The 19,600-nt window shown below is 38.4% G+C and carries 21 protein-coding genes; 5 read left to right on the plus strand and 16 right to left on the minus strand.

Annotated features, from left to right (window positions below; translation table 11 throughout):
* Positions 1–12: 12 nt before the first annotated feature.
* The 10 genes from P6709_RS09970 to P6709_RS10015 all read right to left on the minus strand — a co-directional run bounded on the left by P6709_RS09970 (position 13) and on the right by P6709_RS10015 (position 9,489).
* Positions 13–1,734 carry a hypothetical protein gene (locus P6709_RS09970; protein ID WP_278240775.1) on the minus strand — a complete coding sequence of 574 codons (1,722 nt, stop codon included), beginning with the start codon at positions 1,732–1,734 and terminating at the stop codon, positions 13–15.
* Between the two features lie 228 nt (positions 1,735–1,962).
* Positions 1,963–2,193: a KTSC domain-containing protein gene (locus P6709_RS09975; protein WP_278240776.1), complete on the minus strand. Its 231-nt coding sequence runs from the start codon at positions 2,191–2,193 to the stop codon at positions 1,963–1,965.
* 267 nt (positions 2,194–2,460) lie between these two features.
* Positions 2,461–3,024, minus strand: a complete 564-nt coding sequence (locus P6709_RS09980) for a GNAT family N-acetyltransferase (RefSeq protein ID WP_278240777.1) — start codon at positions 3,022–3,024, stop codon at positions 2,461–2,463.
* A 387-nt stretch (positions 3,025–3,411) separates the two neighbouring features.
* Entirely contained in the window at positions 3,412–4,293 is an 882-nt protein-coding gene (locus P6709_RS09985; RefSeq protein ID WP_278240778.1) for a GNAT family N-acetyltransferase, read from the minus strand.
* 65 nt (positions 4,294–4,358) lie between these two features.
* Positions 4,359–4,958 (minus strand): hypothetical protein, encoded by a 600-nt coding sequence (locus tag P6709_RS09990; protein WP_278240779.1) that lies wholly within the window; start codon positions 4,956–4,958, stop codon positions 4,359–4,361.
* Complete coding sequence (locus P6709_RS09995; RefSeq protein ID WP_278240780.1) at positions 4,955–5,254, minus strand: hypothetical protein; 300 nt, start codon at positions 5,252–5,254, stop codon at positions 4,955–4,957. Before P6709_RS09995 ends, P6709_RS09990 begins: the two co-directional genes overlap by 4 nt.
* Positions 5,255–5,280: 26 nt before the next feature.
* On the minus strand, positions 5,281–5,913 hold the full coding sequence (locus P6709_RS10000) for a hypothetical protein (protein ID WP_278240781.1): 633 nt from the start codon (positions 5,911–5,913) through the stop codon (positions 5,281–5,283).
* A 171-nt stretch (positions 5,914–6,084) separates the two neighbouring features.
* On the minus strand, positions 6,085–6,717 hold the full coding sequence (locus tag P6709_RS10005; RefSeq protein ID WP_278240782.1) for a hypothetical protein: 633 nt from the start codon (positions 6,715–6,717) through the stop codon (positions 6,085–6,087).
* A gap of 182 nt (positions 6,718–6,899) precedes the next feature.
* The gene (locus tag P6709_RS10010; RefSeq protein WP_278240783.1) at positions 6,900–7,532 is read right to left on the minus strand and encodes a hypothetical protein; all 633 of its coding nucleotides are present in this window, start codon (positions 7,530–7,532) and stop codon (positions 6,900–6,902) included.
* A gap of 13 nt (positions 7,533–7,545) precedes the next feature.
* Entirely contained in the window at positions 7,546–9,489 is a 1,944-nt protein-coding gene (locus P6709_RS10015; protein ID WP_278240784.1) for a T7SS effector LXG polymorphic toxin, read from the minus strand.
* Between the two features lie 445 nt (positions 9,490–9,934).
* Between P6709_RS10015 and P6709_RS10020 the strand changes: the two genes are divergently transcribed.
* Both P6709_RS10020 and P6709_RS10025 read left to right on the plus strand, forming a co-directional pair.
* Entirely contained in the window at positions 9,935–10,312 is a 378-nt protein-coding gene (locus tag P6709_RS10020) for a MerR family transcriptional regulator (RefSeq protein ID WP_278240785.1), read from the plus strand.
* A 113-nt stretch (positions 10,313–10,425) separates the two neighbouring features.
* Complete coding sequence (locus P6709_RS10025) at positions 10,426–11,364, plus strand: aldo/keto reductase (RefSeq protein WP_278241062.1); 939 nt, start codon at positions 10,426–10,428, stop codon at positions 11,362–11,364.
* 106 nt (positions 11,365–11,470) lie between these two features.
* On the opposite strand, the gene P6709_RS10030 is transcribed toward P6709_RS10025, so the two are convergent.
* Positions 11,471–11,800: a hypothetical protein gene (locus tag P6709_RS10030; protein ID WP_278240786.1), complete on the minus strand. Its 330-nt coding sequence runs from the start codon at positions 11,798–11,800 to the stop codon at positions 11,471–11,473.
* 127 nt (positions 11,801–11,927) lie between these two features.
* Here P6709_RS10030 and P6709_RS10035 point away from each other — a divergent pair, with 127 nt between their 5' ends.
* The gene (locus P6709_RS10035) at positions 11,928–13,352 is read left to right on the plus strand and encodes an SLC13 family permease (RefSeq protein WP_278240787.1); all 1,425 of its coding nucleotides are present in this window, start codon (positions 11,928–11,930) and stop codon (positions 13,350–13,352) included.
* A gap of 176 nt (positions 13,353–13,528) precedes the next feature.
* Positions 13,529–13,927, plus strand: a complete 399-nt coding sequence (locus P6709_RS10040; protein WP_278240788.1) for a hypothetical protein — start codon at positions 13,529–13,531, stop codon at positions 13,925–13,927.
* A 505-nt stretch (positions 13,928–14,432) separates the two neighbouring features.
* Here the strand turns inward: P6709_RS10040 and P6709_RS10045 are convergent.
* Both P6709_RS10045 and P6709_RS10050 read right to left on the minus strand, forming a co-directional pair.
* The gene (locus P6709_RS10045; protein WP_278240789.1) at positions 14,433–14,714 is read right to left on the minus strand and encodes a hypothetical protein; all 282 of its coding nucleotides are present in this window, start codon (positions 14,712–14,714) and stop codon (positions 14,433–14,435) included.
* 536 nt (positions 14,715–15,250) lie between these two features.
* Complete coding sequence (locus tag P6709_RS10050; protein ID WP_278240790.1) at positions 15,251–16,108, minus strand: alpha/beta fold hydrolase; 858 nt, start codon at positions 16,106–16,108, stop codon at positions 15,251–15,253.
* 183 nt (positions 16,109–16,291) lie between these two features.
* On the opposite strand from P6709_RS10050, the gene P6709_RS10055 reads away from it, so the two are divergent.
* Positions 16,292–16,876: a CGNR zinc finger domain-containing protein gene (locus P6709_RS10055; protein ID WP_278240791.1), complete on the plus strand. Its 585-nt coding sequence runs from the start codon at positions 16,292–16,294 to the stop codon at positions 16,874–16,876.
* A 233-nt stretch (positions 16,877–17,109) separates the two neighbouring features.
* Here P6709_RS10055 and P6709_RS10060 read toward each other — a convergent pair whose 3' ends face one another.
* From P6709_RS10060 to clpP, 3 genes are all read right to left on the minus strand, one after another.
* Positions 17,110–17,964, minus strand: coding sequence for a DUF2785 domain-containing protein (locus P6709_RS10060; RefSeq protein WP_278240792.1), 855 nt, complete (start codon positions 17,962–17,964; stop codon positions 17,110–17,112).
* Between the two features lie 115 nt (positions 17,965–18,079).
* A complete protein-coding gene (locus tag P6709_RS10065) occupies positions 18,080–18,622 on the minus strand; it encodes a dihydrofolate reductase family protein (RefSeq protein WP_278240793.1) in 543 nt (180 codons plus the stop codon).
* A 389-nt stretch (positions 18,623–19,011) separates the two neighbouring features.
* Positions 19,012–19,584: an ATP-dependent Clp endopeptidase proteolytic subunit ClpP gene (clpP, locus tag P6709_RS10070; RefSeq protein WP_278240794.1), complete on the minus strand. Its 573-nt coding sequence runs from the start codon at positions 19,582–19,584 to the stop codon at positions 19,012–19,014.
* Positions 19,585–19,600: the final 16 nt, after the last annotated feature.

A 19,600-nucleotide genomic window follows, 5' to 3' on the forward strand; every position in this document is an offset into this window, starting at 1 on the left:
AATTTACCCCCCTTATAGCAAGCTGATTTCGTCTTCTATAAACAATCCACTATCTGTGTCGTATCTTAAAATATTCAAGTCATATTCATCTGACTCACTTATACGAATCAATTCATTTTTGAACGTATCAATTAAAATTTCTGCCTCTTGTTGAAGAACATTATGTGTTCCCCCACCACTTGCCCGCATTAAAAATTCGAATACTGCGAGATTCATATCAAAAGCCACTTCACCTCTAACGTCCACTTTAAACTTTGCCGGAATTCTATCTAAATCTTCTCTATTTTCTTCTTCTTCAATATTTATATCTCTGGCTCTGAATTGCTCATAAATCATTAAGTTTTTATTAGTTGCAAACAAGTACCTATTAGATACCTCTGTTAATTTACCTGAGAACACCCTATTCAACCCATTTATAATATCCTTTTTCAAGCTGGCTCTATTTTTTGGGTTGTTAAACATAGATATATAATCTGATGTATATTCAAAAGGTAGAAGTTGATTTGCTTGAGCCTCGTTTTCACTATTCATCTCATAAAAATATTTTCTACGCAGCTTAGGAATCCACTCATTAATTATTTTATGGTCTTTTTCCATGTCATAATCTCTATACAGTGATAATTTTTTCTTAAAATAACCAAGCTGTAAATCTAAGGAGTCATTTATTAACTTTCTGTGGGTATCTTCTGACTTTTTATCACCGTTGATATCCCCATTAATTATGAAATCATCAACTGAAGAATGTGAATACAATCCAGGATCTAATGACTTAAATACTTTCAGTGCTTTCATTTCAGCAAATGAATTTTCATCGAGTCCATGCCCATAAAAGTTTTCATAATAGGGCTTCTTGGTTTGTTGCTCGAGCTCTTTATAATCAGCATTAAAAATATCAACACAAGTATATCCACCAGTTAACATATAGCTAATGTGAATGAGCATCTCTCTCATCGTAATATGAGAATCCAAAAAATCTAAAAGTTTATATTGTTCTACTAATTTATTACGTATAAATGGTTGGGAAGTTCGCTCATGGTTCATGTTGATTATGCAACGACTTTTCATAGAACAATCAATACAGGCAGACCAGTTTTCTTCTTTATTCCATTCTTCAAGTACTCTTTCCACATAAACAGAAGACGTAACATTCAACAAATTATAGATACTAAAGTTTTCACTGTTATTATCATGAGATTTAAACCTTTTTGAGACATCAATTCTAAGACCCTTTAGATCTTCGTACTGAGATAAAAACTTGGTTAATTTCCCTTCATTTGCAGCTATTAAGTAATAGACATTTTTTTCATGATTGTTACTTATATATTCTTGAAGATTAGTTAATTCATGATATATAATGTCTTCTTTTAATTCTGATAAATCTTTTACTATTCTAATCTTGCCTTTTGAAAAAACCACATCTACAATTCCCTCTTCAGGCCATTCCAACAGGTTTTCTTCATTAAAATAATCATGGACTATTCTGCAGAGCCTCGTTTTTCCATCGCCTGCATTTCCAGTCAATATGATACTTTGAGGATTGTTTTCAAATCTTTGGATTAGAGTTTCTTCAATTTTAGTTCTAATGGTGAAAGAATATGTATCAGATTTATCAGGATCTATTGTATATTCGTCATAAATTTTCGAATGATTTGGTGACAACACATTATATTGGTCTAAATACGACACAAAGGAATTTATGTGCAAGTTTATTCCTCCTTTTATTTTATTGATCATTTATATATTAGCCTCCTTATATTGTAATACAAACGTCATATTATTTCATTCGATTATGGAGATATTGCATTTTTTTAGTAATTATATGAACACTATACCTCATATTGAAAATTTTTACATTATGTATTTTATGGTTAGTATTGATTTTACAGTATGAATAAATTTAATTAAAAAAAGCCCGCAAACGAGAGCCCCTCTCTCTCATTTGCGAACCTTTTTTCTCTTTATCTAATACGTAAGTTCCCGCTCTTTTACCACTTTCAAATAGGTATAAGAATCTTTTATATAGCTTGCATAGTAGCGTGATTTTGAAAATGAGCTCATCAGGTGTTCAAAAATGTATTTGGGCACTCTATAATAATCGAATGTCCCCGTGCGAAATTGGATGCGCAGAATCTCATTAAATTGATCGTAGCCGACTGCTGTAATTAGAGAAGATTTAACAGGACGCATTTCCATGTTTCTTCACCGCCTTTACTGAATTTAGTGGTTGTGTTGATGTACTTCATACCAAAAGGGAAGGTCGTACTATTTTTCTCTATTTATAAGATTTCCCTTAGCTTTTTGGTTCCCCCAAACCCGTTATCCCTATTATAAAGGGGGTTTGAACATTTCGAAATAGAGTCGACAGAACCTCTTATTTTAAGACAAAAACAGAACTTTTTCCCTTTTAAAGACAGTTGAAAAACTGAAAAAGCAGCCTTTAATCATCTTGTGAAGCGCTCCTCAATCCTGCACTTTCGCATAGATATACGTGTCTGTCAGTCTTTTCCCGTCCACAGACAGGTCTTCATTTCTAAGAATCCCTTCCAGATCAAATCCAAGCCTTTCTGCCAGGTTGCGGCTTTTCAAATTTTCTTTTTCACATTGAATTTCCACCCTTTTGCATCCCAGTTCTGAAAGAGCAAATTGCTTCAATGCCCCGACCGCTTCTGTCATAAGGCCTTTCCCGCTCATCCGTGTATCCATCCAGTAACCTAATTCCACTTTTGGCATTTCCCACCTGATGTTGTGAAAGCCGGAGGAACCGACAAACTCTCCAGTTTCTTTTACAAAAATCAGATATCTCAGGGCTTCTCTGGATAAAAATTTGATATGCGCTTCCCGTGTGTTGATTTCCGTTTCTTCAACAGTTGGCAAGCTTTGAGCAAACCCGAGCCAGGGCCGCAGCTCATGGATTGAATGACGGATGGCTTCATTTACAACTTCTCCGTCACCCGGCCGTGGCATCCGCAGCACCAATCGCTCTGTTTCGATTCTCTCCGGTACTTCCAGTAATATTGGATTCAATTTAATCCCTCCCTTTTTTGGTACAACAAAAAAACTCCCGCCCCCCAAGATAAAATTATCTTGAGGGCGGAAGTTTCCGCGTTACCACCTCAGTTTATTGATACATCACTATATCAACCTCATCAGGTACGGCCAGGTTTCAGCGTATACCTTATCTCTATAACGGGAGATCCCGTCGCATCATCCTCTGCTAAAACAGATTCCCTGCGCAGCTCCAAGTCTTTGTTCAGCAAGCCCGTCTCCCTCCTTCCCAGCAACCGGAGTTCTCTTTGTCAACGCAGCCCTGCCTACTCTTCTCTTCTCAGCCTTTTTTCTTAAAATTACAATTATTTTGCCATAAGGAGCTTTTGACGTCAACCATCATTTCGTTAGATCTGTTGGTTGATTTTAAGAATGCGAGGTTAGGGGGAATTTAAATTCTCCCTCAAATAAAGAATCCTGGGATAAATAAAACAACTCATCCTCATCATTTTTCCTTTTCTGAACGCTCAGTCCATCAATAACCCCAGGTTCAAAGTGAAACACAATCCGTTCAGTCGTTTTGCCGGCTGCACGGCTTACCACTTCACGTACATCCTGCTCTTTAAGCGAAATTACATCGAAAATATGAAGCACTTCTTCCTCCAGCTCCATGAGGACAATCGTTTCCAGGTCCTTCAAGTAGTAAATGGAATCAGGAAATGCGATAAGAAAATAGAACATAAGCAGTTCCGGATTATCTTTCACGGCAATCGCACTGTTTCTGATGCAGCGGTTTTTCGCGAAGCTTTCCAGCAGCTTGAGGTCATGATCCACGCTTAGTTTGATCAACTCTTTATCCCCCGCTTTTATTTGGCTGTTCTTGAAGGATACGCTGTATTCGCATTCATCCGCCCGGGTAAAGCCAAACTTAGGATAGAAATCCAGTACTGATTGATTGGCAAAAAGGTAAATAAAATCCACACTGTCTTGGTACAACTCCAGAATATGATCCATTAACTTTTTGGCAAGCCCCTGATTACGATATCGTTTATCCGTCATGACCGTCCCGATTTGAATTGCCTGGTGCGTGACCTGATTCATTTCAATGGTCATTTTGTAAATAGATGCATTGGCAATGACTTCCCCTTCTTCATTTATAAAAGAAAAAGGGATGTACTTGTCCGTCCAGTAGCCATGGGCAAACCATGGATCAAAATCCAGCTGAAACGTTTCCTGTGCTAAACGATTAAAGCTCTCTCTCAGCCGATCATTGTCGCGATAATCGCTTACTAATTTATACTCCTGCATGAAACTTCCTCCATTGGGGTCTAATTCGAGCGTTATTTCCCCATAAAAACCCTCTTCAATTTTTCTTATTCTGCCACTGTTAATTGAAGGCGTCCCTTCCACTCCTGAAGCAGATGGGAAAACACGTTAAGCAGTTGGCAATAATTATAAGCAGCCAAAAATGCACCCTGCAGTGGCCTGTTCTTCATGATCGGCACAGACTCTCCTAAAGTGGAACAATAGGATACACTAAATTCGGCACCTTCTTGAAAAATAGTAATAGCGCCCTCTGTATCTTTGTTAAATGAAAATAGATTTTCATCAAACTGTTGCTCTAACAAAGCAATGCCCTCTTCAGGTTTGTTTATATCTCTCAACATGTTTTTCATTTCCCGGTCAAAGTCAGATTGCTTATGTTCATACACTTTTTTCACTGCTAAATAAAGCCCTAATAATCCTGGTTCCTCACGAGGAAAAACTGCTTTTAAAAACTTCTTATCTCTTTGAATTTCATAGAGTTTCCATTCTTTCTCTGAATGGTTTCCTACCGGATGGTACCCTCCATCAAGATTAGGACTTCCATCCGGATTATTAGGGTAAAGTTCGATGACTGTTTCTTCATTTCCTTCTCTTTTCTTTACACTGTATTTATCGGACATCGTGTTTTTAAGCTCAACGAACTTCATGATCCACCATCCTTAGCATATTGATCCAGGAGCACCTCTAATTGATCTAATTCAATGATAAGCGGATCATCATAACGATCTGGCAAGTTCGTCTCTAAATAGGCCCGTAATGCACCCTTCAGATTTAATGAAGCCTTCTCCCCCTCCCTTTCATTCTTTACTAGATCGGACGCAATGATGACTCTTTTTTCAAGCATATGATAATACGGGTGAGGTGTTTGCTCGATCCTTGACTGAACCAGATCTAATACGAGTTGCAGTTGGTTTTGGACGGAACTTTTTTCACATTGAGACATCGTCTTTTCTCCTATTTAAAAGATTCTTAAAAAAACAGAACAATATCATCATCTGTGAATTCGTCTCTCAAATGATGCAATTCCAAAAGCGGTGACAGCCTTTTCTCGAATAAGTACAACTTGTAAATTGTTTTGAAGGCAAAAAACAGAAGACTTTCATTTTCAATAGGGAGAGTTGAATTCACACATTCTCCCTCATCATTTAGAAAAGAAATGACGGTGTAATTATCATCCTTTTTATCTAACCGGATTGCTTTATTCTTACCTTTCGTTTCCTCTATCGCCAGATAATAAAGAGGGATGGATAATAAAGACATCGCTCTTTGAAGCTCCTCCTCATCAAACGTATCGCTATATATATCAACTTCAGGATGTTGCGAAATGAATTCTTGAATATTTTTTAAAAAATAATGAGAGGATAACCGATCGATAAAGAAATATTTTGCTCCTTCTTCCTCCGTGTTAAACTCTTTTCTTACTTTTAAATACGGATTGTTTTGTCTTTCAACCATAAATAATCCGTACAGCCACTTTTCTTCACTCTTTTTTAATTGATAATAGCTTTCGTATGGCCGGGGCTCTTCTTGAAGGACATTAGGTTTAAGAATCGTTGAAATCCCTTCTTGACTTAAAAGTTCCGCTGCTTGCTTCATATTCACAGCCACTCACCTCATTACTCATTTCAAATATAAACACTTCACTTTAATTATCTATTACAACGCTAATCCGTCGATTACTTTAATTTCCATAGGTATAGCCCAAAAAAGCCAGTTCAAACGATTATGAATGAACTAGCTTTATATGTGGACATTTACTCACGCCTACTGTTACTAAAAAATGAATGAAAAAATATCCTCATCTGAAAATTCATTTCTCAAATTGTAGGGTTCTAAAAGCGGCGACACTTTCTTTTCGAATAGGTACAATTTATAGATTCCTTTAAATGCAAAAAACAAAGCCCGGTGATTTTTAATTGGAAGAGAAGATTTTGCAATTTGCCCACTGGGATTTACTAACGAGATTACAGTTGTGTCATCATCTCTGTCTAATAAAATCGCCCTGTTTTTCGCTTCATTTTTATCTTTTATCAAATAAGACGAAGGAATTGATAATAAGGACATGGCTGTAAGAAGTCCACGTTCATCAAACGTATCCCTCCCTATACCGAACTCGGGATGGTTCATCATAAATTCTTCAACGTATTTAGAGAAATAATGAGAGGATAATAGATCGATAAAGAAGTATTTTGCTCCTTCGTCTTCTGAATTAAACTCTTCCTCTACATCTAAATAGGGATTATTTTCTCTTTCAATCATCCATACACCATATAACCATTTGTCTTTGTTTAATTTTAGCTGACTGTAATTCGAGTGAGGTAGAACCTCTTCTTGAATACAATTATTGTTATTAATGATCGGTATGCCTTCGTGACGTAGCAGTTCAGCTGCTTGTTCCATATTCATATTCATTTACCTCTTTAATAGGAATGTTATTTTGATTATTTCATAACCATTATTCGATTAACCTACTTCGCGGGAATCTTTTTGAAAAAAAGGCCGTTCACAATGAATGAACTGGCCTTTTATGTAATCATGTATCCTACAAGCTGTTATCCGATCAAGGAATGTTTTAGAGTTGGTTTTTCTTAGAAAAATCGAAAAATATCCTCATCTGTAAATTGATCTCTCAAATTATAGGATTCTAAAAGTGGAGATACTTTGTTTTCAAACAGGTATAAGCTATAGACTGTTTTGAAAGCAAAAAACATAACACTATCGTTTTCAATGGGAAGAGTTGATTTCACAGTTTCTCCTTTGTCGTTTACAAATAAAATGACAGTATGACTATCACCCGATTTTTCTAATACTATTGCTCTATTTGTTATTTGATTCTTATCCTTTGCTAATAAAGTAGATGGAATTGACAATAAATCCATCGCTTTTTGAATTCTTTTCTCATCAAAGGTATCGCCATCTAAATCAAGTTCAGGATGCTGATCAATGAACTCTTCAATATATTTAAAAAAATAATGAGTGGATAACGTCTGTAAAAAGAAGTATTTTGCTCCTTCTTCCTCTGTCTTAAATTCTTTTTGTTTTTTAAAATATGGATTGTTCTGTCTTTCTACCATCCAAAAACCATATACCCATTTGTGTTCATCTTCTTTTAATTGATAGTAATTATCATATGGTGAAACATCTTCCTGGAGAGAATTATTCTTATAAATCATAGATTTGCCTTCACGACTTAAAAGTTCTGCAGCCTGCTTCATATTCATATCAATCACCTCTTTAGTCAATCTTTTTAATATATCGTAATTTCAACAAATTTTCGACTGTAGCTTCATACATTTCGCCTGTACGTTTGTCTGGTACTTTGAATGTACCCGTAAAATATTGTGTTCCCCCTCCAGGTCGGTCAAACCACGGGGCAACGTCTCCGCTTTCAACATTAAAAGGACGCCTAACTACATATTTATGATATGGCATTTCATCACTGTGTAAAGCAAGAGCCCTTTGTTCATAAGGAACACCTTGTGGAGATAAAAACTTGCCACCTTCGTTTCCGTATCGATCTATGATATGACCTTTATCTAGTTTTACCTTTTCACGAATTCCCTCAAAACCATCATTCGGAGGCCAGTTGATATCCCCTGTTTCCTGGTTATAATATTTTGGATTATCAAACGTTTCTTTATACTTTAGATACTTCTCTTCATTAGGAGCATAGTTCCAGCCTTCTAACTTTTTTTGATCTGCTTCACTAATTCTTTTAATATCTCCTGCTGCATCAATCGCATGACTGGAGGTTGAAGGATTACCATCAACGTCCATCAGATGTTGTTTCTGACCATTCACCATCACGACCTGCTCCGCTTTCCCACTATTCTGTGGAGCGATCCGGTTAGCCAGCGTCGATAAATGGGTAGTTGCATTACTCAGTTGCGAAGTGACGTGCCTAGAGCCGGATGAGATCGTGCTGCCAGCAGATTTCATATCCTGGATGACGTTTGTCGTCCCTCTCATAGCAAATGCCGTTCCACCCAGTAAAAGCGTACTTTGAAGTAAACTCGCATTCCGCTGTTCATCTGTCAGTTCGTTCCCCATCAGATCGCGTCCTGTCATGTATTCCGTCATTCCATTCGCACTGACGAGACCATAGATCCCAAACTCGGTTTTTTCGAGTGCGCTTAATGATTTAGTTGATTTATAGGCATCCAGAGAATGAGTGGCTGCATTGACTCCTTTAGAGGTGTTGTAGACAGCTTTCCCACCTTTGAACAATCTGCCTCCCCAGCCGACGACGGGGATAAATCCTGCTGCGGCTAATGCTGCTGCGGTAGCGCGCTGCGTTTCTGACAGTTCCTCACCTGTTACAGGGTCAATTCCTGTTGCAGCCCGTTTGCTGTCATAATATCCGCTGATTTCCCCTACAAATACGGTTCCCGTGTCCCAGGCTTTTTCATACCATGGACGGGCGTCGAGCTCTGCCTGTTTTGCCTGCGCTTCACGCACTTGCTGCTGCTCTTCTTTATAGGTAATGTAGTCCACACTCCGCTGCTGAACTTCATCCTTTACCTGATACAACTCGCCTGTTTCAATGGAAGCTGCGTTAAAAGACATGGGAACAATGGATGCTCCTTGCATCGTAGCATTCACGAGTTCATTAAAGCGACCGGAAAGATAGATTTGTCCTTCTTCTGAGAGTTCATATTCACTAACAAGCGACTGATCGTACTCCTCTACTGTCTCCACGGTATCTAACCGCGAATGTTTGGCGTCTTCAAGCGCCATTTCGATCTCGGTTGGAGAGTAGGGCTCAAGCGAAATCAAGTCGCTTATCCCAGACAGAATAGGGGATAAATCCTCATGCTGCAGACTTAACATCTGGGTGGATCTGATATGAGCAGTCTGGAGATCGGTGTCTGCAAAAGGAACATCTATAAAAGTGTTGCCGCCTAGAGTACGGTCCTCTGCCATTGCTCCCACATCACCCATAAACGCAATCTGTTGCTCTGCCAGTTGAATCCATAATGTCACAATCTCACTTTGATGACGGTATAAATTCTTAATATTGGTTGCGCCTTCTCCTTCAAACGCATCCCCCAGCTCTGTGACCGCCAACATCTTTTCCCTCAGTACCACCAGCTTTTCCTTGAAGTTCTCATACTGGCTCACGCGTTCCTCCATCGTTGTCTGCAGAGCCTCAGCATCATATCGGACAGTTTGAGACATTGTTTCACTTCCTTTACCAGTTGGACTATTTCTTCCATTTTATAGTTGGGGGTTTAGGCAGGCAATCAGGAAACTGTCAAACTAGAAAAATAAGTCATTATACCCATACTCTCTCAACAAGGATCTATTTAAAAGGTGATTGAAAATAGGAGATTATATATATAAATCTAGTTATTCAAACATATACAACCTTCTGCCCTCTCCATATCCGGTTCATATATAACCTATCCATCATAATCAAACCTTCAACTCCCTGTTTTAGTTGTTTCTATTGTTAATAGGTGTACCGCATTTCTTCACCACGAGTTTTGCTTTTTCACAAACAGCAATGAATGATTCACTTATGCAATAGTTTTGTTGCAAAAGCCTTGCATAGAATTGTTATTTTCCTTGTAATAGATTAATCTTTATTAAAGTGGACTTTAAGTAAAAGGCGGTTTTCATTATGTATACTATAAATGAAGTAGAAAAAATGTATGATATACCCTCATCAACATTACGATTTTACGAAAAGGAAGGAATCCTGCCAAAAATAACTCGAAACAGCAGTGGGCGAAGGGTATATAAAGCACAAGAATTGGAATGGCTGGAACTGGTCATGGCTTTAAAAGATACCGGAATGCCGCTGGAAACGATCAAAGATTATCTTTCAATGCATCATGTTGGTGATAATACATTAGATCAAAGGAGGAAAACACTTACGGATCACAAGCAGCTGGTTGAAAAGCAATTAGCGATGACGATAAAACATTTGGAGAAGATAAACAGGAAAATAACGTTCTATGATTTAATTATTCTTAAAAAAAACCCAAGGGATCTTTGATTTTATTGTACCCCTTGACTTAAAGCAGACTTTAACTTGTATAGTTTGATACAAGGAATTACAACTAGATGAATTCCTTAATTTTCAAAGATACCGGAAAGGATGAGCTGCTGTTGAAAACGAAAAAATTAGGTCAAAGCGATTTAGAAGTGTCAGCTATTGGATTAGGGTTGATGGGGATGTCACCATTGTACGGTCAAGTTAATGATGAGGAGTCTATTCGAACAATTCACCACGCATTAGACTTAGGGGTTACATTGCTTGATACAGCCGATGTATATGGCAATGGCCATAACGAGCAATTACTTGGCAAGGCATTGAAGGGTCGACGGGAACAAGCTGTTATTGCGAGCAAATTTGGGTTTAGCCCAAACTTTGAAGGCATCTTTGGCCATCCTGATTACGTTAAAGAGGCTATTGATAAGAGTCTTAAGCGATTAGATGTTGACTATATCGATTTGTATTATCAGCACCGTGTCGATCCCAATGTTCCTATAGAAGAAACAGTAGGAGCGATGGCAGATTTGGTACAGGCAGGTAAAGTACGGGCGATCGGTTTATCAGAAGCAACGCCTGAGCAAATCCATCGGGCACATGCGACACATCCAATTACGGCTTTGCAAACCGAATATTCTCTATGGAGCCGTGAAGTGGAATCTGAAATTTTACCGATAGTCAACGAACTTGGTATTAGCTTTATCGCGTACAGCCCTTTAAGCAGAGGGTTTTTATCAGGAGAACTGAAAAAATATGAAGATTTGGAAGAAACGGATGTGCGTCGAGGTCTTCCTCGTTTCCAACCAGAAAACTTCTCTAAAAATGTGGAATTAGTCGATAAGATTAAGGAAATGGCTTTGGAAAAAAATTGCACACCTTCCCAATTGGCTATTGCTTGGACTATGGCTCACGGAGCTTTGCCGATTCCAGGAACGAAACGCATCAAATATCTAGAAGAAAACATCGAATCTTTAAAGGTCCAACTGACTTCTGAAGATTTACAACGCATCAATGCAATCATGCCAAGTGATGCCGCACTTGGAGGCCGGTATTAATAATTGATCGATTAAGAAAAAACTCAACCTTCATTTGGTTGAGTTTTTTTCATCGACCGTTTGGTTCTTCTTGCCTTCTTTAGATTGCAGGTGTGCGAACAAAAGTCTATTTTTCGCCATACAACCGCCTTGCGTCATCCCCGTTACATCGTTTGATTATCTTTTCTACTTTATACATCTCTTCAAGTACCGGATGATGGTAATCACTGCTGCTGTCCAAAAAGGCTCTGGCACCTCCAATAACTTTGAGATCTGATGACTCTATATCTGATGCGTCCTGTGATTTCCTAACCAATACAAGCGCCGTCTGATATCTTTTCATCAAGAGCTCCACCATCGAACCAGGCCGCTCCAGCCGTTCTTTCTCCAGCATGCTAAGCACGTTTTGAATTGATTCTTCTAACTCTTTCATATTACATATGGTTTCATCTTTCATCCTTTTGCACCTCCTTTGTTAAGCGCTGCAACTCTATCATTCTAGTATTCAGGTATATTTACTTTTTTCCAGCTACATGGTACCTTTACCTTTTCGCAAACGCTTTCAATAAAAGGAGGAGTATCATGTGGAGACCAGACAAAAAATAGGGCTGTTTTTAGGGCCTTTACTGTTTGCTGTTTTTTATTTCATCCCCTCTATCACGGGGTTAGGGGATGAGCCGAGGGCCGTACTTGCGGTCACACTTTGGGTTGCTGCCTGGTGGATTACAGAGGCTATGCCGATTCCGGCGACGTCATTGATGCCGATTTTTTTGCTTCCGATTGCTGGCGGCGCTGATCAAAGCACCGCAGCGATGGCCTACGCCGATCCGATTGTCTTTATGTACATGGGCGGCTTTACAATTGCCCTCGCGATACAGAAATGGAATTTACATAGAAGAATTGCCATGTTTATTTTATCGTATGTCGGCACCGGCAGTCAGCGGATCATCCTCGGAATCATTATTGCCACCGCGGGATTGTCGATGTGGATTTCAAATGCAGCGACAGCTCTCATGATGCTTCCGATTGCTCTTGCCTTAATAGAAGAAATTAAAGAGAAAAACTTTTTTGATGAGGCCTCGCTCAACCGCTTTGCAAAAAGTCTGCTGCTGACGGTTGCCTATGCAGCTTCCATCGGCGGTCTTGCAACGATTATAGGATCTGTTCCAAACGCTGTTTTTGTGGCGGTTGCCTCAAACAGCTTAGACCGCACCGTCACGTTCTTTGACTGGTTTTTATTCGGCTTTCCACTGACGCTTATTTTACTTACAGGAATGTATTTCTACATGACCAAAATTCAATTTAAAGTGGAAAACCAAAAGGACATCTCCTCCGACTTTGCAAAGAATCAGTTAAAAGAGCTTGGACCGATGTCTTACGAGGAAAAAGCGGTATTAACGGTTTTCTCTGTCGTTGGGTTTCTCTGGATGTCCAGCGGTTTCCTGCCGGAAGCGTATACGCTGTCTGATACCTCGATCTCCATGATCGGTGCTGTATCTATGTTTCTTTTCCCAGCGAAACAGGAAAAGGGCGGGCTCATGATATGGGAGGATATGAAACAGCTTCCGTGGGGCATTTTGCTGCTGTTTGGAGGCGGTCTTTCGCTTGCTGCAGCCTTTGAATCGTCAAACCTGACTGAATGGTTCGGCGGATTATTAGAAGGACTTGGTGTTTTGCCTTTCATCGTCATCTTGATTGCTCTTGCTGCTATTGTTCTATTTATGACTGAAATCATGTCTAATACCGCAGTTTCGAATATGCTTCTCCCGGTAAGCATTGGACTGGCTCTTGCCATTGGTGTTGATCCTTATCCCATAATGGCAATTGTGGCATTAACCGCTTCATGCGCCTTCATGCTGCCGATCTCAACGCCGCCAAATGCCGCGGTTTTCAGCTCGGACTATCTAACGATTAACGATATGGTGAAAGCCGGATTCTGGATGAATATCCTCTCCATCTTCGTGATCGTTCTATTCGTCTATTTCTGGCAGCCTGTGGTGTTAAACTAGGATATCAGCAGCACCGTGTGATCATTCATACGGTGCTGTTTGTTTTAAATAGAAAGACGGTATCTATTTCTATAGTATCTTGAACTAATATCTTGAACTAAATGGTAGATAAAGCAAATGATTAAATGACTGTATGTTACAATTTTTAACAAGATCAGTATTAAGGGGGTTGAACTGTGAGACGTATTTTATCTTGTTTTCTGCTTTTAATTTTCTTCGCATTGATTTCTGCTTGTGACAATACTGACAGTAATAGTGAAGTGATGTTCAGCGGTGAAAGTGATCACTGGGAGGGAGAAATTATTTTAGATGAAGAAACGGATATTACTAATTTATATTTAACACCTAATGAAATAGCTGAAGAAAATTTGAAAGAAATCGTGGTTGATATTAGCCGTGGTCAAAGAAAAATAGGGTTAGAGGCAGAATCCCATAAAGAAAATGAACCACTCAGAATTCAAATACCTGAAGATGTGTTTGACGATACGACGGAAGTAAAGTCATTAGATGTTACGGTTTCATGGGATCAAGATGATAATACTGAGTCTTTTGAGTTAGTGAAAAATATCAATTAATTTCTTTATCTTACTTATAAAATGTATAAAGTAGAGTTGCTGAAATTCTCTTTTTAAAAAAGCAATTTCATAAGCTTTTGATGGCTTAAGAACTATAAATTAGTAAAATTATGTAACTATTTACACGTTCCTGCAGAAATCCCACAGAGGATAGCCACAGCTATTATGACATCTCCAGTTAAACAGACTAATCGTTCAAGAAGAAGCACATAACCCAATTTGCTATTACCTTTTTGTTCAGTCCAAAATCATATTAAAATAATCTCTCTAACACTTGTGTTATTACTCCATAAGTAACTATGCTCAGAAAGATGGTGGATCCTAAAACGAGATAAAACTTTTCTTTCGTCATCGTTATTATGTTGTCACTGCTCTCTTCTTTGTTCTGTGACATTGTAAATAAACCACCTTTCAGATTAGACTAAAATTCAACCCAATCATTCGTATAAACCCTTAGAAATCCCTTCAAAATTCTCAACATAACACTGCATTTTCAGTATTTTCGCTAAAAGACCTCGCCCCCAATTGATGAAGACAAAAAGATCGCAACACTAACGCCAAAAAGTAAGATCGTAGAGACAAGCAGTAACGTAAAATGTTCCTTTTTCTTATCCCTTACCATTTCAACTAACTGAACCGTATTTGATAACCCTAAGAAAAAAAGCATACTGAAAAGTAAGTAATCTATATTAGTTTCTGCAGAATTATCAAGTATAATTGCTGTATATAGAACTCGAATGGCAAAATACACTGCCAGTATATTGATCACTAACTTTAAGAGAAACAAACCTTTGCTTTTCCTATAGTCTTTTTGAATCGTATCCAGTATTCTTATTTTTCGAATACGCCTCACCCCTTCTCTTATCATTTAGTAAGATATTGGTATATAAGGATATTGTACAGGTCCTTTCCATCCTCATCAACCGATGATTTTAGTGAAGAAGGAAAGCGCTGCACAAAAGAATTAAGCAATTGCATAAATGCGATTTGAATTATTTTAAGAAGCAACCTCTTCCCTATTCATCCTGACAAAATAGCTTTATATGTAGTAAGTATTATTGGGTTGGTTGCAGCAATTTTAATCCTAATAATCGGATTTTTGAAGAAAGATAATGGCATTAAACAATACCGTAATGACTCTTAAAATCATAAATAAAACTCTTAAAAATAGTTAAATCCTTAAACAAAATGAATCAATTCAGACCAGAAATATAAGGAGTCTTACGAATGAATTTGATTCGCAAGACTCCTTTTATTTTTGCTATTTTCCTACTCCAATAACTTTAGCTACGTGTGAAATGAATGGTTCCTACTTTTTATTCCTTATAGACGTTCTTGCAAAAACTGCTTAATTAAAATAGCGCTTGTTTTCAGATCTTCTTCTAATGGGAAATGACCAGTATTCAATAAATGCACTTCGCAGTCATTAAGGTCCTTCTGAAATGCCAGAGCACCCTCTGGTCCGAAAAACATGTCATTTTTGCCCCAAATAGCTAGTGTGGGCGGCTGGTGGGTCCGGAAGAACTCCTGCCAATTTGGATACTGTTTTACGTTATTTCTATAGTCATATTGCAAAGCAAGCTGGATCTCGTCATTTCCGGGACGATTTAAAACAAACTGATCCATATTCCAAGCATCCGGACTAATATGTTCAGGGTTGCGAGTACCGTTTGTGTATTGATACTTTGTAAAATCTTCAGATAAAAGGAATCTAATTTTGTTCTTATTGTCCTCACTAGGATTTTCCCAATAGCTGCGTACAGGGTCCCAAGCGGGCAGTAAACCCTCCTCATAAGCATTTCCGTTTTGGGTTACAATGGCTTGGATACGCTCAGGGTGGTCGTACGCCAGCCTGAATCCCACTGGAGCACCATAATCATGTACGTAAATACTAAATTTCTCTAAGTTTAATTGCTCCACAAATTCATTGATGAGAAAGGCAAAGTTACTAAATGTGTATTCGAACTCATTTATATCCGGCTGACCGCTGTTCCCAAACCCTGGATAATCTGGTGCCACAACATGAAACTCCTCCATTAATTCGGGTATTAAGTTTCTATACATATGCGAAGAGGAAGGAAAACCATGAAGCAACAAAATGGTTGGATTTCCCCTTTGACCTGCTTCTCGATAGAAGATATCCACGCCCTTAACACTAACCGTTTTATGATTAACTAACATATTACCACCTCATACCTTTTATTTTGAACTCCTAAAGAGGTCAATCAATTTTACAGCATCCAATTTATAAATCTTTTATATAACCACTAAAAAGTATTTTAGAAGTTATAAATTAACCTACACCACCTTTTCTAACTTGTCAAATTGTTTTTAGAGGTTATAATTGTACTGAGGTGATAAATTATGGATCAATCAATACTCACTTTAGGTGGGACGTCTTGGATTAACCTTGTTAATACAACGTACATTTCTAATAAACAAAAGATTGACATCTTAGCTGATGCATCAGGCGCTCTTCAATGGCTGAAAGAAAATCATCTACTCCGAGAGTCTGATCTGGCAGCTTTAGAAAAAAAGGAAGTACTGGATTCTTTACTTGTTGAGCTTGAATCCATCCGTACTCTTTGTAGCACTATATTGTCTGAGATTGAACAAGGAGAAGAGCATTCACTCCACACCACCAATAAATTGAAAAAAATAGCCGAAAGCCTGCAAGTAAGCCTGGCCATCCATTCTGAAAGTGAAAAATTGAAGATGACAGTTGAAGGGGCAACGGTTGAAGATCACGTAATGTACCACATTATAGACTCTATTATGACTACTTTTGAAAACACCTCTCCCGGTCGTATCCGGAAGTGTAATCATGAAGAATGCAAACTCTATTTCGTTGATACATCTAAAGGAGGAAAGAGACGCTGGTGCAGCATGGAGCTATGCGGAAACCGCAAAAAAGCAGCGGAGTTCTATTCAAAGAAAAAGAAAAAGTAATACTGGGAGCGTATATCACAAGCGATTGAAAAAAGTTCTTCCCTGAACGAGCAGATTAAAACGTTATAACCTTCATTAGCATAGAAAAGAAATTAAGCGGCTTTCAAATAAAAGATCCTTTTAGAGAAAGTGTAATTATAAAGTTAGTGGATTGTGAAAATACTAACTTAGTTCCAATGGAGGATTTCTCATGTAATTGGAAAACCCCCTACATAATTCTGTAAGGGGTTTTTTCAACACATTTTTGATAGGGCCTGTTCAATACTATTTTGAAGTGCTAGTAGTTTAGAATTTCTATGTATTTTAATGTAAAAACTTTTTAAAAATGTTTTTACATTAAACACTAAGAACCAATACTTTTCACTCTCTAGCTGCTCCTTTTGATTCTTTAATTTAATCGGTAAGTGCTGGATTAATTCTTCTATTTTTTGAACGGTCAGTCCTCTATCCAGCATTTCAAGTATAGGTATGATTAACCTTTCTTCTTCATCGTGAACATAGACCGTTTTGGATATTAGAATCTTGTTCCACAATGTCCCTAGTATTTCCGGATAGCAATCGGTGTTTAACTTTGGATTTTTCACCAATTCACCAAAAGTGTCAGCTACATGTGCAACACTGTGGGCCCACCCTTTATCAGTGACGTATCCTCTTAAATCCTTCTCCTGGTTCATGTATGTAATTAAGTTCTCCTTAATTGCAGTAACTGTGCTTGATGATAAAAAATTTTCTTGATTATCTCTGTACAAAATCAATGCGATTAAAAGTGTACTAAACGCTCTTGTGAAGACTGTATCTGTTTCTTCTTCACCGATTCCTTTAAAAATCAGTTCACTCAAGCAAGCATTTAATAGTTCCTTTAATAGTTCAGATTCTAGATGATTACTCTCAATTATCAATCTGTAAAACGAGGTATATATCAATTGATCTCGGAGTTCAGCATCTGTAGAGCCGATATGCTCTAGCATAGACATGACTATCAATAACCGATCCACCTCTTGCCAATCGCTATCTCCATGTTTAATCTTAGTTAATATATTTTTAAGTTCACATTCACTCAAAGAAACTTTTCCTGATAATAAACCCATAAACATCCCCTTTTACTACTCGCCTTCTTTTCGAGGGTCAATACCAACTGAAGGTATTCAACCTTTGGAAGGATCTTATTTGAATGTCTTGATAATAGATCCAATTAAATTTCACCTACTTTACAACACGGTATCGCAGGTGGGTTTCGCTCGCAAAGGCAGCTGTTTCTATCCGCTCCAACTTAATCTGCTGTCCAAGCCCGCCAAATAATGAAATGCCCTCACCCAGCAGCAGCGGTACTACATGTAGTTGAATTTCATCCACGAGCCCAAGCTTTAGGCACTGCCGGGAGATGCTGCCTCCCAGAATCGCTACACTCTTTTCACCGGCAGCAGCTTTAGCCGCTTCGACTGCATGCGTAATGTCATCAACGACAAACGTATAGGTGATGCCGTCCCTTTCAATCGGTTCACGAGCCTCATGAGTCATCTCAAATACCGGAATCTTTAGCATACCGCCGTACGGTATCTCCCCTTCCTCAATGGTCTGCGTTTTGTTAGCACCACCTACTATGGCTCCTAATTCTTTCATCACGTTGCTTACCAGCTCTCCATCTTCGTCCACAGACGAAAAGCCGAACATCCAATCAATTCCTCCGTCAGGATCGGCCATAAAGCCATCAAGTGTTATGGTCGCATGAACAATAACTTTCCCCATTTTACTGCCTCCCTCATCCTTTATTTCTGTCGGCAACCTAACTAACAGCAGCCTTAAGGTTATTAATCGATCGTTTGTATATAGTAATTTATTCTATACCATATCAAAATCCCCTTCTTGTTGAACTAAACTACCTTTTACTTGAATTTAAAAAAGCGTTTCTTGCTATAGAAACACACCCCTAAGTTCAACAGGAATTAATCCTAATAAAGCCTGTCGGGAAGATTCCTTTGTCCTTCATTTAGTAAACCATCGTTAATGTTGAAAACCGTTTCTATTCTCATCCCTAAAAAACCACTAAAAAACTGCACCTCCAAAATTGTTAGTTGTTTGTCTAACAAGTGGGGTGCAGATCATAACTTTATTCAGTGGTTGTTTCATTCACTGGATTAAATAATTTCATCTATAATTCCGTACTCTTTTGCTGCTTCGGCACTCATAAAATAATCACGATCGGTATCATGTGCGACCTTTTCAATGGGCTGCCCTGTTCGTTCCGCAATAATCTTATTTATGTGTTCGCGCAGGGTGATAATGCGTCTAGCAGATATTTCAATATCCGTCGCCTGCCCTTTAGCACCACCTAACGGCTGATGAATCATGATTTCACTGTTCGGCAGGGCATAACGTTTTCCTTTTGTACCAGCTAGTAATAGGTTTGCTCCAAAGGAAGCTGCCATCCCCATGCAAATGGTCCTGACATCTGGTTTGATGTATTGCATCGTATCAAGGATCGCAAAGCCTGCCGTTACGGATCCACCAGGACTATTAATATACATTGAGATGTCCTTTTCAGGGTCATCTGCTGCTAGAAACAACAGCTGTGCCACCACACTATTTGCCAAACCGTCATTAATTTCATCCCCCACCATAATAATGCGGTCCTTTAACAACCGTGAGTAAATATCATATGACCTTTCCCCACGACTAGATTGTTCAATGACATACGGTGTCACATTCATTTCGCTTCCTCCTTTT

Origin of the sequence: Jeotgalibacillus sp. ET6, assembly GCF_029667115.1 — a bacterium.
Taxonomy (GTDB): domain Bacteria; phylum Bacillota; class Bacilli; order Bacillales; family Jeotgalibacillaceae; genus Jeotgalibacillus.